We start from the raw sequence: 14,887 nt of genomic DNA, 5'->3' as shown, positions 1-14,887 counted from the left end.
TATTACTTATGAAAAATGCTTTATTAATCTCAATTCTTTTACTAGGGATTCACACTTTAGCCTATGCAGGTGGTGATGATAGGGATCAACAGTTACCCCTTAATTCATTGAATACTGAGCAAATTAATGAGGATGAGACACCTCGCTTTTTGGATGATGATGAGGTCATCGTGCAGAATGAGGCAACTCAAAAGGCTCAGGAAGAAATTGAAGAACTCATTCAAACCAAACTCGCCTCTCCAGAGTCTGATGTTTCAAATGGTGATGACGGCATTAATAATAATGAGTCAAACTTAAAAACGAAAGCGCAGTTATTTGTTAATCATTACGTTAAATCTGACCAAGGTATTCTGATCATGCTAATCCTTTTCGTGATTGGACTGATATTGATGTTTAATTTTTTCGTTAGAGAGAAGTAACTAATCTTGTTTCGAGTAATGGAGCGCTATTTTGGCAGCTAAATCAGCGTTATTTTGAATTAATTTAATGTTGGCATCCAAGCTCTTACCCTCAGTAATTTCACTAACTTTTGAAAGAAGGAATGGTGTAATCTTTTTTCCAACTATATGTTCTTTTTCTGCCTCAATAATAGCCTGATTTATAGCCTCATTCATGATGCTTGATTCAAGCTCGTAGCCAACTGGAATAGGATTAGTTACAAGAACCCCACCATCAATACCCAGGCTCCATTTAGTCTTTAATATTTCAGCAATCTCAAGAGCAGAATCAATCTTATAATCAACATCAAAGCCTGACTCTGATGAATAAAAGGCGGGCAATTCAGTCGTTTTATATCCAATAACAGGAACGCCTTTAGTTTCAAGACACTCAAGTGTGAGGCCTATGTCTAGAATTGCTTTAGCGCCAGCACACACTACACAAACGTTTGTATTGGCCAGCTCTTCAAGGTCAGCTGAAATATCTAATGTTTTTTCAGCGCCTCTATGAACTCCTCCAATTCCACCAGTAGCAAATACTGCTATCTCAGCAAGCTTTGCGATGATCATTGTCGCTGCAACGGTCGTTGAGCCAGAGTGCTTTTGAGAGACTGTGATTGCAAGATCTCTTCGAGATACTTTTCTAACCTCATCATTAGTCGCTAAAAACTCAATCTCTTCGTGAGTAAGGCCGACCTTCAGCCTACCATTAATAATTGCAATTGTTGCTGGCACAGCTTTGTTAGATCGAACTGTCTCTTCAACCATCATGGCAGTTTCAATATTCTTAGGGTAAGGCATTCCATGAGAAATAATAGTCGACTCGAGTGCGACAATTGGCTCTCCATTTTTTATTGCCTCTTCTACATCTGGGTGAACATCAAGATAGTCACTGAATTTCATTACATTTCGTCCTTTAATAGTAATTTAATATTATGCTCCGATAAGTTCTCACTTATCGTATTTTTGCTTTGTAAAGCAATTACTGCAGCCGCAGAGGCAAACTTTGCTGTTTCTTTAATACTATTAAGATTTAAAAAACCATAAACAACCCCGGCGGTAAAGGCATCTCCAGCACCATTAGCACTTTTTACATTGACCCCTTCATGCAAATAATGTCCATACTCCTTTCCATCAAAATAAAAAACACCATCCTTTCCCAGCGTAATAAAAATCTGCTTACAGCCTTTTTCAAATATTTTTTGAGCAGCATCCAACATACTCTTGTCATCCTTGATGGAAATACCAGAGATGAGCTCAGCCTCTAATTTATTAGGCTTAATAGTATGAAATTTTCCAATAATATGAAGAACTTTGGAGGTTTTAGCAAAGGAAACTGGATCTAAAAATAACGGTATATGGTTATATTTTTCAACAATATACTCAATTACTTCAACTGGAATATTTGTATCGATGACAATTGCATCACAATGGTCTAAGGTATCTTTCCAGTTATTAATGTCTTGAATTGACATTTCATCAATAATTCGCATATCAGAGATAGAAACCAACATATCGTTGTTGTCATCAAGCAATGATAAGTATTGGCTAGTTGGAAGAGTACTATGCTCAATTAATAGAGAAGTATCAACATTTGCTGTCGTTGTCTTGTTAATTACAAAGTCACCCAGAGCATCCACTCCCACATAAGAAAGAATCTTAGAAGGAATTGAAATTCTCGCCAAATTTTCAGCAATATTCCTGCCGACTCCTCCTGCCGACATTTCAATCTCGCCTGGATTTGAATCGTTAAATACTAGGGGTGAATTTGATGAGCCCTGAAGATCAATATTTAGACCTCCGATGACACAAGCATAGGGTTTTATTGTATTTATTTGCATTCAAATTGCCAGAGGTTATTAACGGTTAATTCCTTAAATATAGGGTTATTATCTCATTATTTTTAATGGATACTTCCAACAAAAAAAGATTTATAAATTACTATTCTAATTTATTTTGAATTAACTAAAATTATCAACCAATGAACAAAGTATTTGTAATTCTTGGTAATCAGCTTTTTGAGCCTGAAATCCTAAAAAAACTAGGCTGCAGCGATGTCTTTATGTCAGAAGATTTCCACCTTTGTACTTATGAAAAACATCATAAACTTAAACTCTACCTCTTTCTTTGTTCAATGCGGGAGTATAAAGACGAATTAGAGTCTCATAATATTTCAATTCACTACACTCAGCTTGATGATCGTCAGGAGGGTCAATCATATTCAGATCACCTTACAAAATTCATAATTGATAACAATATTCAGGAAATCAATCACTTTGAAATTGAAGACAAAGATTTTGAAAAAGAACTTCTAGAAGGTATAAATAAATCTAATATCCAGATAGTCTCTCACCAATCTCCTAACTTCCTCTTTTCTAGAGAAGAATTTCGCTCACTACATAAAGATAAAAAAGTATTTAGGATGGCTAACTTTTATCAGCAAGGAAGGAAAAAATTTAATATATTGCTTGATGAAAACCAAAAGCCTGCTGGAGGTAAATGGTCCTTTGATCAAGAAAATAGAAAGAAAATCCCTGTAAAGACAGTCATTCCAGAGCTACCTAAACCAAATCTTTCTAAGTACCACGATGAAATCTGCACTCTCATCAATAAACATTTTGATGAACATCCTGGATTTCTTGATAATCCGTGGTTCCCTGTCACTCGCAAAGAAGCTAATAAACAATTTTTGGACTTTATTAGAAATAGGATGATTAACTTTGGTGTCTATGAAGATGCCATGTTAGAGGGTCAAAACTTTTTGTTTCATAGCTGTATTAGCGCATCTATGAATATTGGACTTCTTTCACCAAAAAATATACTTGAAATACTGCTTGAAAGTGCTGATGAATTTCAAATTCCTATGAACTCTCTTGAGGGCTTCATTAGGCAAGTTTTGGGATGGAGAGAATTCATCCGAGGTATTTATCAAGAAAAAGGTGATTTCCAGCTTAACAGCAATTACTGGGGCCACACTGGCAAATTAACTGACAGCTGGTACGAAGCCTCAACGGGCATTCTACCTCTTGATGACTCCATTAAAACTGCACTTCAGGATGGCTACAATCATCACATACCAAGACTTATGGTAATCAGCAACCTTATGAATCTTTGTGAAATTGACCCTAAAGAGATATACCGTTGGTTCATGGAGATGTATATTGACTCTTCAGATTGGGTTATGGTGCCCAATGTTTTTGGCATGGCAACGTATTCAGATGGTGGGCTCATGTCTACTAAGCCTTATACCTGTGGATCAAATTATTTCTTAAAAATGAGTAATTATAAGAGGGGTGATTGGTGTGATACTGTTGATGGACTCTATTGGCGTTTTATCGAAAAAAATAGAAGCTTCTATCAGTCTAATCCTAGACTTTCCCTTCAGGCTACATTTCTTGACAGACTTTCCCCAGAACGCAAAGAGTTAATCTTTGATAGAGCAGAAACTTTTATCTCAGAGCACACTCAATAAAAAAGGACCAACATGGTGTTGGCCCTTTTCATCTAGTTAATTGATTTTTAGCTACTCTTGATTAATGCGACCATCGGTATAACCAGAATAACCTGGGTTTGAATCAATATAGTCAGCAACCACGTCTGCTAAGTCAGGACCAAAGTCATAAATATCAGAAGCAGAGCGGAATATCTTGTATCCATCGCCACCACCACGGATAAAGTTGTTTGATACCATACCGTAGGTTCCATAAAGATTTAAGTTGCTCCAGCCATACTCATCCTGAGTCTCAATTGAAGTCACCCTATCTCCAGCAGGTCTACTTGCATCAAAAGTAAAGCGCATTCCTGAGACTTGAGGGAATCTTCCAGCAACATCCTCAACCTCACTAACACCATTCTCAATAGCAGTTAGCAGCTGTTTCCCTGTAACCTTAAAGGTTGCCAAAGTATTTTGGAAGGGCAAAATCGTCATAACCTCTCCAAGAGTGACTTTACCAGAATCAAGCGAAGCTCTAATGCCACCTGAATTCATAAGTGCTATTGTATAGCCTTTATCCATTACAGCATGCCTCATTGCATCTGCAATCATATTGCCCATATCACACTCCTGAACTCTACAAACTGCCCTGTTTCCATTTAACTCACTCGAGACACTACCGACCTCTCTTTCTTTGAGTTCGTTAATTGGCACTTCAAGCTCATCTAGGCGAGCAACAACGTCACTATTTTCACTAATTAATTTATCAATTGTGATTGGCTCACCAGTTGCAGATACAACCTCTCCTTTGTCATCAAAGACAACTGAAAGCTCACCAAGAAACTTTCCATACGCATAAGCCTGGATAATCTGAGTATCATTTACAACGGTTGGATAAGGACCCTTTGCCCTGTCACTAACATTAGACAAGTAAGTATTATCATGTCCACCTACAATCACATCAACACCGGTTGTATTAGCTGCAATCTCCTTATCAATTGCATATGAAGAGTGAGATAAAAGGATAATGATATTAACGCCTTGCTGAGTTAGCGCATCGACTTCAGCCTGAACTGCAGTAATGGCATCAGTAAAGATAATGTTATCGCCAGGACTAGAAATATCAACTACATCCTCAGTCACGACACCAATAAGTCCAATCTTTCGGTTATCTTTAACAATAATGGTTGACTTTTGTAATTTGTCTTTGAGTTCAGGCTCGAGATCTACATTAGCATTCGCCATCAATACTGGAAAGTTCACTGTATCCATAAAAGCCCTTAATGTTACTGGCCCATCATCAAACTCATGATTACCAACTGCCATACCATCGTATTGCATCTTATTCATCATTTCTGCTGCTACCTTCCCTTTATACATGGTGTAGAAAAGGGTTCCCTGGAATTGATCTCCACCGTCCAGCAAGATTGTGTTCTTATGTCTAGAGCGCGCATCTTCAATCGCTGAAATTAAGCGAGCAGAGCCTCCAAAGCATTTGCCTTCGGCATTATTTTCTGCCGAACAGTTGTTGTCATACTTGCTTATTGGCCTAAATCTAGCATGAAAGTCATTTGTATGAAGAATGGTTATTTCAAATGATTTATGACCATCAGCAAATACAGGCTGTGAAGACAGGCCTAATGTTAAAAAACAGCTCAGACCAATTACTAAAGGCATTGATCTTACTTTACTTAATCTAATAGAATGAAATCTCTTAAATAACTTCATCGCTACCCCTCCTTTTGTTTAGTATGTAATTAATAAATTTATTCAAACTCTTTCAAATTTGAATAAATTATTGTAGACCTTTTTACTGAGCTTAAAAAAAAGATTACTCATAATATTTTTGATTTTTAAGACAATAATTAGAATATAAGTTTGACAAACTTTCAAGATAACTTAAATATAATTAGATAATGAATAAGCTTCTCATAACGCTATTTATTCTAACGCTTATAGCTATAGGATTCATTTATAAGGACATTTTGCTATGCCTTAAAGTGATATTGTACGGCGCATTTTGGTGGTCAATTATTGGACTAACAAAGTTCTTGTCTAGAGACTTTACAGATGGCAGAAAAAATGACTTTTTTGGAGAGTAAATTTAAAGAAACCTGGTCTTTAACCTCGAAAACCAGTTGGAGACATCAAGATTAATTGAATACAAACAAGGAAGCAGTATTAAAGTCACAAAAGTTCCAAATAATAACCCATAGCCAAGAGCCATAACCATTGGCTGTAAGAATGCATCTTTACCTCCAAAGCCATAAATCAGAGGCAGAACACCTGCAAGCGTTGTAAGGGTCGTTAATATTACTGCCCTTAGGCGGTCTTTTGCTCCCTTTGCAATCCACTCGATTGATGAACCATCCATATCTTTATTTTTCTTAATGAAATTTAGATGGCTTATCATCACTAACGAGTCATTTACAACAACGCCTACTAATGCCAAGACGCCAAGCAAAACGAAAAAGCTAAATGTCTCAGAATGAAAGAAAAAAGCCCAAACAACACCAATTAAAGCAAAAGGAATACTAAGGATAACTAATAATGGCTGAGAGTATGAATTAAAAAGAAGCGAAATAAGCATATATATTCCAAATACAGCAAAACCAAGCGCCAAAGAAAAATCACTCAAGGCTTCTTTTGCTTCTAAGGAGCTTCCACCTTCTATGACACGAACTTCAGGAAAATTGTTAATCAAATCGAGCTCATCAAGTGCTCTTTTTGAGACAGATTGTGCGGTAGTTACTGAATCTTCAACCGCAGCGCTTACTTTAACAACTCGCTCACCATTCAAATGCTTATAGTTTGGATCACCCGGAGTCTCAATAACATTTGCAAATTGAGACATTGGAATCATTCTTCCTTGATTATTTCTGATCGAGGTTTTCGTAATATAATCATCAGAATAATTACTATCACCAAGATACATTTTCACGTTTAAGCTAGCATTATTAAACTCAACATCAGAAACATCCATGCCAGAATAGATCGTCCTTAAGTGACTATAAACCTGCTGATATTGAATACCTAATCTTGCCATTGACTCATAATCTAACAAAACTTCAATTCGATTTTTGCTTAAATCATCATCACGATCAATGTCGCTTACACCCTCGAAGCTATTAAGAATTATTTCAAGCTGATCGACAGCTGCTTGTCGCTGCTCGTCATTGCTTCCGATTAAACTTAACTCAATATCAAGGGCGCCTCTAGGGCCACCCCTATTTGTCCTAAAATTAATCCTCGAAACGCCTTCAATATCTTCTGTTTCTACCTTTAGAATTTCTATAATATCTTTGGCAGTGGCTTCACGGTCATTAGCTGGAATCAACGTAATTGCAATAGCCGCTCGATTAGATCCTCTTGATCCAATTGTGCTTGTAAAAAAGTCTAGATTTGAGCCAACCTTATCCATAATAATCTCATCAATTTTGATGATGGACTGCTCTGTTGTCTCAACTGGAGTCCCAAGAGGAGTCTGCACTCTGATATTTATTGAATTGGTTCCGCTCGATGGCCACTGGATATAAGAAATTTCTTTTGTTCCTATATAAGCACTAAAAGCAAGAAGAGCAATAAACAGGCTCAAAATGATAAAGCGCCACCTAAGAATTACTAATAATGCTTTTTCAAACCACCTTTCGATAGGTTTAAACCATGTTTTTTGTTTATTAGCCTCACTTCCAGACATATGAGCCGGCAAGGCGATGCTTACCTCAAGTAATGAAAACGTTAGTGCACAGATGACAGTAATGGGCAATATGTATATAAATTTTCCTGTCGTGCCGCTTACTAATAGAACGGTTGATATGGCAAGGACAGTAGTTAAAATAGTTGTAATAACAGGCATGATGACTCTTTTAAGACCATCAACGATATTTTGATAGACGTCACCACCCTTCTCTTTGAAGTGGTGAATACTCTCAGCTATGATGATGCTGTCATCCACAACCAGACCTAGCACTAAAACCATTCCAATCGTTGAAATTAAATTAATTGTTTCACCTGCGAAGCCCAAAAAAGCTACGGTTCCTAATAGCGTCACAGGGATGCTTACAGCAACCCAGAATGCAGTTTTTAAAGACAAAAATAAGCCCAAAACTACCATAATTAGAGCCAGTCCCACTAGAGCATTATTCATTACAATGTTTAATCGATTGGATACCGGCTTTGATCTGTCATCGGTAACAATCAAATTGAGGTTTGAAGGATAAGACTCTTTAAGAACATCTAAAGTCGCTCTTACTTTATCAATCGTTCTAATAACGTCTGCTTTTTCTGTTTTTGTAACTTTAAGAATGTAGCCCTTAGTTCCATTAATACGAGTAACTGTGTTGAAACCGATTTCACCCTCATCGATGGTTGCAATGTCTTTTAATAAAATAGTTGGCCCATCAAAACTAGACTTTACAACAACATTCTCCAAAGACTCCATGGTTTCATATTCAGAGATAATAACTATGTTTTTTTGATTCCTTCCTTGATTATTATCACCAATAGCAGAGCGAACATTTTGATCCGCGATGACACTTCTTACCTGGTCAAAAGAGAGCTGATACTGTAAGAGCTTATCTGGATTAATTCTGATTTGAACTTCCCTTTCTGAATCCCCACTTACATTCACACTTGAAACGCCATCAATCAAAGATAGATTTTTCTCAATATTGTTTGCAATGGCTTTGGCGGTCTCAACATTGATACTGTCGCCACCAATAACGATTGTAAGAATTGGCCACTCCGTACTGGTTCTGTCAACCACTCTTGGATCATTTGCATCCTCAGGCAAGTCTTCAATTTCATTGACCGCTTCAGAAATACTATCCTTTACCTCCTGAATATCATCCACCTCTTCATCAATTTCTATATTGATACGAGATGAACCCTCTGAGGAGGTTGAGGTTAACTCTTTAATTCCATAAATTCCTTTTATTTTGCTCTCAATAACATTAGTAATATTCTTCTCAACATCTCTTGGAGAGGCGCTCGGATATGAGGTATTAATTGATAGTCGGTCAAATTCTATGACAGGATAAGTGTCACGCTGTATTTTTTGTAGTGTCATAAATCCAAGTATGACAATTGATAAAGTAAACAGGAGAGCCAACTTTTTTTGTCGAACAAGAAAGTTTAAGAAAGCATTCATAATTTAAATACGCTTCGAGCTCTTTAAATTGGATTGTAATCGTCTGGCAGACATATGGCACTCACCCCTTTTTAATGTATTGTGCTTTAGTAGAAAAAATTATAACTTTTGGATGTATATAATATTGATTAATATTTTACAAAAGATGAAGTTTAAGTGAATGTTTGATAAGTCAGAAATTGTCATTATTGATGAACGCCTTTATCACTTGGGGATAAAAAAAGGAGATCTTGCTCAAAACATTTTTATTGTTGGAGATCCCGCAAGAGCCATACGCGTATCTAAAGAATTTGACACTGTTGACCGTGAAATTTCAAATAGAGAGTACCTAACATTTACAGGCAGATATAAGGGCATACCAGTATCTGTCATTGGAACGGGGATTGGTACAGATAACGTTGAAATTGCTTTAGTAGAGGCCTTTATTGAGCACGAATTCAATTTTGAGAGTAAAAAAAGAAATACTAACTGTGAGCCAATGACATTGATAAGGCTTGGAACATCAGGCGGGGTTCAGTCAGATATCGCTCCTGGTTCGCAAGCCATTGGCTCTTATGCGCTTGGCCTTGACAATACTGGAATCTATTTTGAAGAACCATCAAATGACCCTGTGATTGAAAGAATTGAAGAGTCTGCTAAAAAAATATTGAATAAGTCTATCCCTAGCTCATCAAGATTCAAAGGAAAACTGATCCCTTATGCTTCGAAAGCATCCATTGAAGTTACTAATGCCTTGGAAAACCAGGCTTTACAAAATGGCGTTGAATATGAAGTTGGTATTACTTCATCCTCTCCAGGATTTTATGGCCCATCCTCAAGATATATCGAAGGTTTAAAAAATACACTTCCAGACATCAAGGGAAGTCTTTCAAAGATTAATATTGATGGATTAAGAGTTCTCAATATGGAAATGGAGTCAAGCCTATTTTTTCATTTATGTGCTCAAATGGGATACAGAGCTGGAACAATTTGCACTGTCATCAGCGGACCAACAACGAGCGCCGCTGTTATTGATTATGACAAAGCAATCGGGAATACAATAAGGGTTGGTTTAAATGCCATGAAAGAGCTATATGAATCAAGCTAACAAAACATTCAACTTCAGAATTCCAAGAAAGATATTTTTTTTAATTTCTTTAATTTCAGTTCAAATAGCTTTTGCTGATGAACTCAATAAGATGAGCACAATTGATGGCGAGTCTAACAAAATTGTCGTTGAAAGCGTTGATTTTCAGAGATTAAAATCAAATGATGCAACTTACATTTCAATTAAAAGCAAAACAACTACAAATGTAAGGTGCGCACTCTATGACAAAAACGGGAGGCCAGTAACCACAGTTGAAGGAATTATTTCACCGCCTAAAACAAAACTTCAAGCCGAATCTAAAAACGTAATGGTGACCTCAGTGAAATGCATAGAACAAAAAAATGAAGAAACTGAACAGAGCACTGAAGACCTTGACATCTATTACAAAATGCCAACATTTTTATTGGACGATTAAGTTACATCATACTTAAAGTTCGTATCAGACCTAATATCTAGTTAAAACTCACTAGATATTAGGACTTTGATTCTACAAAGCTATTTTTGATTTTCTATATTTTTAAACTCACGGACAGTCAAAACAGCTCCAATAATTGCCATAACAAAACAAAACATACCCGTAATAAATATTAATGAATCATCCATAGTTATTCCTTCCTCGATATTATCTTGAAATATATAGCAAATGTTAGAATTGATGGGATCCAGGTGGAAGTAAACAAAGCCTCTTGTTTTGTATCAACCCCTTGAAACCACAGATAAGCTGTCGTTACAAAAGCAACCCCAACTGAAATTAAAATACATATATCTGACGTTTTAATCATAATTACATCCTTATTAAAATTTAATCTTCATTCCAAAAAGCCCAAGACCCAATCAATAGAAGTATCACAGCCAATGATGCGTGTGCACGCGTGCTTGTTTCTTGAGGTAACTCTATTAAAAATGGGATAATATTAGCCATACCAAGTAGAAGCCAAACCACTGCTAAAGCAGCCAATGAAAGCGCAATTACCCCTATTTTTTTTCTCATGTTTTTATTTGTAGTTCAACTTCAATTTAGCAGTTTAGAGAGAAGACATCTATGGACTATGAAGAATTAATGAATATTGAGTGGAGATTGATTAATAACTTTTAATTCAGCCAATATTTAACTGAATATGAAATAATTAATGTACTAAACCATAAGATAGATAAGTCAATGAATCAGATTAATCCAAAAAAGTTATTAAACAGTAAGTGGACTAAAGTTTTGCCAACTAACAATGAAAAACATTTTTTGATTTCTGAGCTTAAGTATGATGAAAATGAGCTAATTAGTGATTGCTTAATTGAGGCAATTATTTCAAAGAATAATGAATCAATAGACTGGAATGAATTAAAAGACTCAAATAAGTGGCAACAAGGCTGGAAATAAATATTCAAGAAATAGTTCTTTATTTTTTAATATAATAATCCTATGAAAAAAAATAAAAATGGTCTCAATACCGAACTACTTGAAAATGGAATGACGCTTCAAACAAACTATGACAATGGCCTTAAAAATGGTATTGAAACATATTGGTATGCCAACGGTCAAAAGGCCTCTGAAGGCTCTTATCTCAAAAACAAACTTGAGGGATCACTGACCTACTGGTATGACAATGGCACCAAAGCCTCTGAAGGCTTCTATAAAAATGATAAACCTGAGGGTATACAAAGGGCATGGAATGAGAATGGTCAACTTGAGTCTGAGCAAGAATATAAAAATGGGGTTTTGAATGGTGCATCTATATTTTATGAGAATGGAGTAAAAACTGCTGAATATGTCTTTAAAAATGGTGATGTAGTTGGTGAGTTGAATGGATGACAGGCTCATTGACTGCCATACAGAGCTTAAAAGACTGCGTGACTTACAATATGAGTCTGACTTTAATGACAACATTCAACAGTCAAACTTCTACAAACAAAAAGCTGAATACATTCAAAATCTTATAAAAAAAGGTGTTGACTCTATTCCCAACTTCTGATTAAAAAATATGCCTTCCGTATCAAACTACTATTTTGGCTATGGATCTAATTTATCGAAAGATCAAATGTTTGTTCGCTGCCCTGAGTCAAGCTACCTGACTTCTGGGAGACTCTCAGACTATTCTTGGTTCATCAATACTCGAGGATATGCCAGTATAAGGCAAAATTTAAATGATTTTGTTTTGGGAGAAATATTTAAATTGAGTGTTAAAGATATCGAATTATTAGATATCTATGAGAGCGTAGCAGAGGGAATGTATGAAAAGTTTATTATGAGTGTTTCAACTCTTAATGGCGATATTGATTGCCTCGTTTATGTTGCAACTGATAATGAGAATGGTCAACCACAAGCTGAGTATATTGAAAGAATCAACCATGGCATTAAAAGTGCAAATCTCCCTTTAGCTTATGTTCAAAAATCAATCAGGCCATTTATTCCAGAAAGTTAAAGAATAGTATTCAATTCGTCATTAACAAGACAATCAATAACTAAATGATATCTATCAATATCACTATTATTGATTACTGCATGAGGCTTAGTCACATCAAGGTAGTAGTAACGACCAGTAGTTAAATTTAGCTCTTTGCCGACCTCATCATCATCATTTTCATAAATAGTAAAAACTACTTGGTCATTTGTTCTTATCGGAACATGAAGCCTGACAATCTTTTTCTTTTCAATATCTACATCAATATTATCAGTATGTTTTTGAAGAGATTTACCAGCAGCAAGCTTCATGAATCGAATTCTCTCAAATTCACATGGCAACTTAAAAATCATCTCACAGATTGGCCTCATAACTGGATCATTACATAAAGTGGTCCATTGCAAATTTGAATCAATCTTAATATTGTTATTAACAAATCCTGGCTTAAATATATCAGAAGGATTTGGGCCAAAACCATGAAGTGAGAGTGCTGTCCATATATGATTATTTTTAAATGGCTCTATTTGTGTCAATAGTTGAAATTTGAGCCTATCAAGATAATTAGCAACGCCTGACAAATCATTCTTGTATGGATGGATTGAAATCTCATAAGCAGTTGCAGATCGGTTTATGTATGGCATTTTTTGGTTTTTCAGTCAATCATAAAAATACATTTTATACTCTCGTTTAAGGACAAAAGAAAATTTAAGCTTTCTGTATACTAAAGCTAAATTATTAGGAGTACAAATGTATTGTATCCAAACAGAAATTCCTCAAGAAATTTGTGAGATTGATGATGAGCTCAAGGCCATCTATCATAGTAAAGACAGCGTCTGTATTTGGGTATTTGAAAACAGAGAAGATAGAAATAGATTTATGGATGAAAGTGCTGGAATGCTTAAGGATGATAGAGAAAGCCATTTCGAAACTTTCTACAATTAATTCATTCATTGAAGAGTTTATCATTTTTGATTAATGGGCTAAATAAATGCAATCTCCTCTTGAATACTAAAACTATGATCTTATTTAATAAATATATAATGGTTATTTTTTAAATGAAAAATTTAATATGAGTTGGTGGTCAACAGTTATTGGTGGTGCAGTAGGCTTCATGATTGGAGGACCTTTAGGGGCTATGCTAGGAGTAGCCTTTGCTGGTAATTTTTCAAAAAGAAAATCTAGCTCTAGCTTCTCTAATAACTTTGGGCCAGGGAACCAACAGCGTGTCCAGGCAGCCTTTTTTAGTGGTGTATTTTCTGTCATGGGGTACATCTCAAAAGTTGATGGAAAGGTGTCGAAATCAGAGATTATTCTCGCTCAACAGGTGATGCAGCATATGCAATTATCAGAGGAAATGAGTAAAGTTGCCAAAGACCTCTTTAACCAAGGAAAACAATCAGACTTTAACTTGAGTGAAGTGCTCGAACAATTTCGAGTTGAAACGCATAGAAGGACCCATCTCATTCGCATGTTTTTAGAAATTCAAATCCAAGCAGCATACGCAGACGGAGTCTTTGACAATAGCGAACATAATGCGCTTAGAGATATCGCTCAAAAGCTCCACTTTCCGCTTCATGAGCTAGAAAAACTTATTCAACAGTTTTCAGCCACTAAGAGTGGCACCAAGGGCATCTCTGTTGATGATGCATATAAAGTCCTAGGAATTGACAAATCATTAAGTGATAAAGAAATTAAACGCGCCTACAGACGCCTTTTAGCTCAGCACCATCCAGACAAGCTTGTTGCCAAAGGACTTCCTGAAGAAATGCAAAAGCTAGCTAACGAAAAGACACAAGAAATTATTAGTGCCTATGAAATTATTAAAAAGCATCGAGGCATGCGCTAAATTGATATTTCTATTCTAATTAGAAAGGCATTACAGTGCCAACCTTAGTCTCAACTGAGATAACTACTTCATTTCGATATCATCTCAATTAAATTACATCTCAAGTCATTGAGTATTTGAACTCTGGCTCTTTATCTAAATAACTCAAAATCTTCATCTAATCTTTATATCAATTTATTAGAATGTTTTTTTTTGAATTATTTTAATTATCGATGGAAACAAAATTAGTTATTTGGACTACGCTGTGCATGGTTTTCATGCTCAGTTTTATGTACACAATGGTTAGTATTATTAGTAGTTTTGTTAACTAAACACTCTAGGAGATTTAATAAGATTATGACACTCGCAAAATATAATACAAAAAATGGCTCTCCCAATGATCGTCGTAAGACTAAAAGAGCATTAGAGAGAGAGTTCCAAGAAATTAGAAATATGGAGTCGTCTATGGATAATGACTTAAAAGATGCTTATTTAAACAACTTAACATTTCTTCAAGAAGAGTTAAGAGGAAATGAAGCTCTTTAAATATACATTTGCAA

General features: G+C 35.7%; 18 protein-coding genes. 12 read left to right on the top strand and 6 right to left on the bottom strand.

The window, feature by feature from the left end; translation table 11 throughout:
• Positions 1-8 precede the first annotated feature (8 nt).
• Positions 9-419 (top strand): hypothetical protein, encoded by a 411-nt coding sequence (locus tag AC5YGB_RS04320; RefSeq protein WP_496137977.1) that lies wholly within the window; start codon positions 9-11, stop codon positions 417-419.
• Here AC5YGB_RS04320 and AC5YGB_RS04315 read toward each other — a convergent pair whose 3' ends face one another.
• The gene (locus tag AC5YGB_RS04315) at positions 420-1,340 is read right to left on the bottom strand and encodes a pseudouridine-5'-phosphate glycosidase (protein ID WP_496137976.1); all 921 of its coding nucleotides are present in this window, start codon (positions 1,338-1,340) and stop codon (positions 420-422) included. It lies immediately after the preceding gene.
• Positions 1,340-2,278 carry a PfkB family carbohydrate kinase gene (locus AC5YGB_RS04310; protein ID WP_496137975.1) on the bottom strand — a complete coding sequence of 313 codons (939 nt, stop codon included), beginning with the start codon at positions 2,276-2,278 and terminating at the stop codon, positions 1,340-1,342. Before AC5YGB_RS04310 ends, AC5YGB_RS04315 begins: the two co-directional genes overlap by 1 nt.
• A gap of 140 nt (positions 2,279-2,418) precedes the next feature.
• Between AC5YGB_RS04310 and AC5YGB_RS04305 the strand changes: the two genes are divergently transcribed.
• Complete coding sequence (locus AC5YGB_RS04305; RefSeq protein WP_496137974.1) at positions 2,419-3,909, top strand: cryptochrome/photolyase family protein; 1,491 nt, start codon at positions 2,419-2,421, stop codon at positions 3,907-3,909.
• Between the two features lie 51 nt (positions 3,910-3,960).
• Here AC5YGB_RS04305 and AC5YGB_RS04300 read toward each other — a convergent pair whose 3' ends face one another.
• The gene (locus AC5YGB_RS04300; RefSeq protein ID WP_496137973.1) at positions 3,961-5,598 is read right to left on the bottom strand and encodes a 5'-nucleotidase C-terminal domain-containing protein; all 1,638 of its coding nucleotides are present in this window, start codon (positions 5,596-5,598) and stop codon (positions 3,961-3,963) included.
• A 188-nt stretch (positions 5,599-5,786) separates the two neighbouring features.
• On the opposite strand from AC5YGB_RS04300, the gene AC5YGB_RS04295 reads away from it, so the two are divergent.
• Positions 5,787-5,972 (top strand): hypothetical protein, encoded by a 186-nt coding sequence (locus tag AC5YGB_RS04295; protein ID WP_020024818.1) that lies wholly within the window; start codon positions 5,787-5,789, stop codon positions 5,970-5,972.
• 2 nt (positions 5,973-5,974) lie between these two features.
• On the opposite strand, the gene AC5YGB_RS04290 is transcribed toward AC5YGB_RS04295, so the two are convergent.
• Complete coding sequence (locus tag AC5YGB_RS04290; protein ID WP_496137972.1) at positions 5,975-9,019, bottom strand: efflux RND transporter permease subunit; 3,045 nt, start codon at positions 9,017-9,019, stop codon at positions 5,975-5,977.
• A 160-nt stretch (positions 9,020-9,179) separates the two neighbouring features.
• Between AC5YGB_RS04290 and AC5YGB_RS04285 the strand changes: the two genes are divergently transcribed.
• Both AC5YGB_RS04285 and AC5YGB_RS04280 read left to right on the top strand, forming a co-directional pair.
• Positions 9,180-10,106: a phosphorylase family protein gene (locus AC5YGB_RS04285; RefSeq protein ID WP_496137971.1), complete on the top strand. Its 927-nt coding sequence runs from the start codon at positions 9,180-9,182 to the stop codon at positions 10,104-10,106.
• Positions 10,093-10,521, top strand: coding sequence for a hypothetical protein (locus AC5YGB_RS04280; RefSeq protein WP_020025532.1), 429 nt, complete (start codon positions 10,093-10,095; stop codon positions 10,519-10,521). Before AC5YGB_RS04285 ends, AC5YGB_RS04280 begins: the two co-directional genes overlap by 14 nt.
• Before the next feature lie 387 nt (positions 10,522-10,908).
• On the opposite strand, the gene AC5YGB_RS04275 is transcribed toward AC5YGB_RS04280, so the two are convergent.
• Positions 10,909-11,097: a hypothetical protein gene (locus AC5YGB_RS04275; RefSeq protein ID WP_020025535.1), complete on the bottom strand. Its 189-nt coding sequence runs from the start codon at positions 11,095-11,097 to the stop codon at positions 10,909-10,911.
• Between the two features lie 168 nt (positions 11,098-11,265).
• Here AC5YGB_RS04275 and AC5YGB_RS04270 point away from each other — a divergent pair, with 168 nt between their 5' ends.
• The 4 genes from AC5YGB_RS04270 to AC5YGB_RS04255 are packed head-to-tail and all read left to right on the top strand — an operon-like array spanning position 11,266 to position 12,523.
• Positions 11,266-11,481: a TIGR02450 family Trp-rich protein gene (locus tag AC5YGB_RS04270; protein ID WP_020028169.1), complete on the top strand. Its 216-nt coding sequence runs from the start codon at positions 11,266-11,268 to the stop codon at positions 11,479-11,481.
• A gap of 42 nt (positions 11,482-11,523) precedes the next feature.
• Entirely contained in the window at positions 11,524-11,913 is a 390-nt protein-coding gene (locus AC5YGB_RS04265) for a toxin-antitoxin system YwqK family antitoxin (protein WP_496137970.1), read from the top strand.
• Complete coding sequence (locus AC5YGB_RS04260) at positions 11,906-12,073, top strand: hypothetical protein (RefSeq protein WP_197503556.1); 168 nt, start codon at positions 11,906-11,908, stop codon at positions 12,071-12,073. The genes AC5YGB_RS04265 and AC5YGB_RS04260 overlap by 8 nt, the downstream gene beginning before the upstream one ends.
• Before the next feature lie 9 nt (positions 12,074-12,082).
• Positions 12,083-12,523: a gamma-glutamylcyclotransferase gene (locus tag AC5YGB_RS04255; protein ID WP_496137969.1), complete on the top strand. Its 441-nt coding sequence runs from the start codon at positions 12,083-12,085 to the stop codon at positions 12,521-12,523.
• Here the strand turns inward: AC5YGB_RS04255 and AC5YGB_RS04250 are convergent.
• On the bottom strand, positions 12,520-13,143 hold the full coding sequence (locus AC5YGB_RS04250; RefSeq protein WP_496137968.1) for an aspartyl/asparaginyl beta-hydroxylase domain-containing protein: 624 nt from the start codon (positions 13,141-13,143) through the stop codon (positions 12,520-12,522). The two genes, AC5YGB_RS04255 and AC5YGB_RS04250, sit on opposite strands and share 4 nt — an antisense overlap.
• Before the next feature lie 106 nt (positions 13,144-13,249).
• Here AC5YGB_RS04250 and AC5YGB_RS04245 point away from each other — a divergent pair, with 106 nt between their 5' ends.
• The 3 genes from AC5YGB_RS04245 to AC5YGB_RS04235 all read left to right on the top strand — a co-directional run bounded on the left by AC5YGB_RS04245 (position 13,250) and on the right by AC5YGB_RS04235 (position 14,873).
• Positions 13,250-13,444: a hypothetical protein gene (locus tag AC5YGB_RS04245; RefSeq protein WP_496137967.1), complete on the top strand. Its 195-nt coding sequence runs from the start codon at positions 13,250-13,252 to the stop codon at positions 13,442-13,444.
• Positions 13,445-13,571: 127 nt separating this feature from the next.
• Positions 13,572-14,348: a co-chaperone DjlA gene (gene djlA, locus AC5YGB_RS04240; RefSeq protein WP_496137966.1), complete on the top strand. Its 777-nt coding sequence runs from the start codon at positions 13,572-13,574 to the stop codon at positions 14,346-14,348.
• Between the two features lie 336 nt (positions 14,349-14,684).
• Positions 14,685-14,873 carry a hypothetical protein gene (locus AC5YGB_RS04235; RefSeq protein ID WP_053820161.1) on the top strand — a complete coding sequence of 63 codons (189 nt, stop codon included), beginning with the start codon at positions 14,685-14,687 and terminating at the stop codon, positions 14,871-14,873.
• Positions 14,874-14,887: the final 14 nt, after the last annotated feature.

The organism is Candidatus Pseudothioglobus sp. uisw_142, assembly GCF_059512465.1.
The sequence above is the reverse complement of the archived record's forward strand: the minus strand, read 5'-3'. Positions and strand labels throughout refer to the sequence as shown.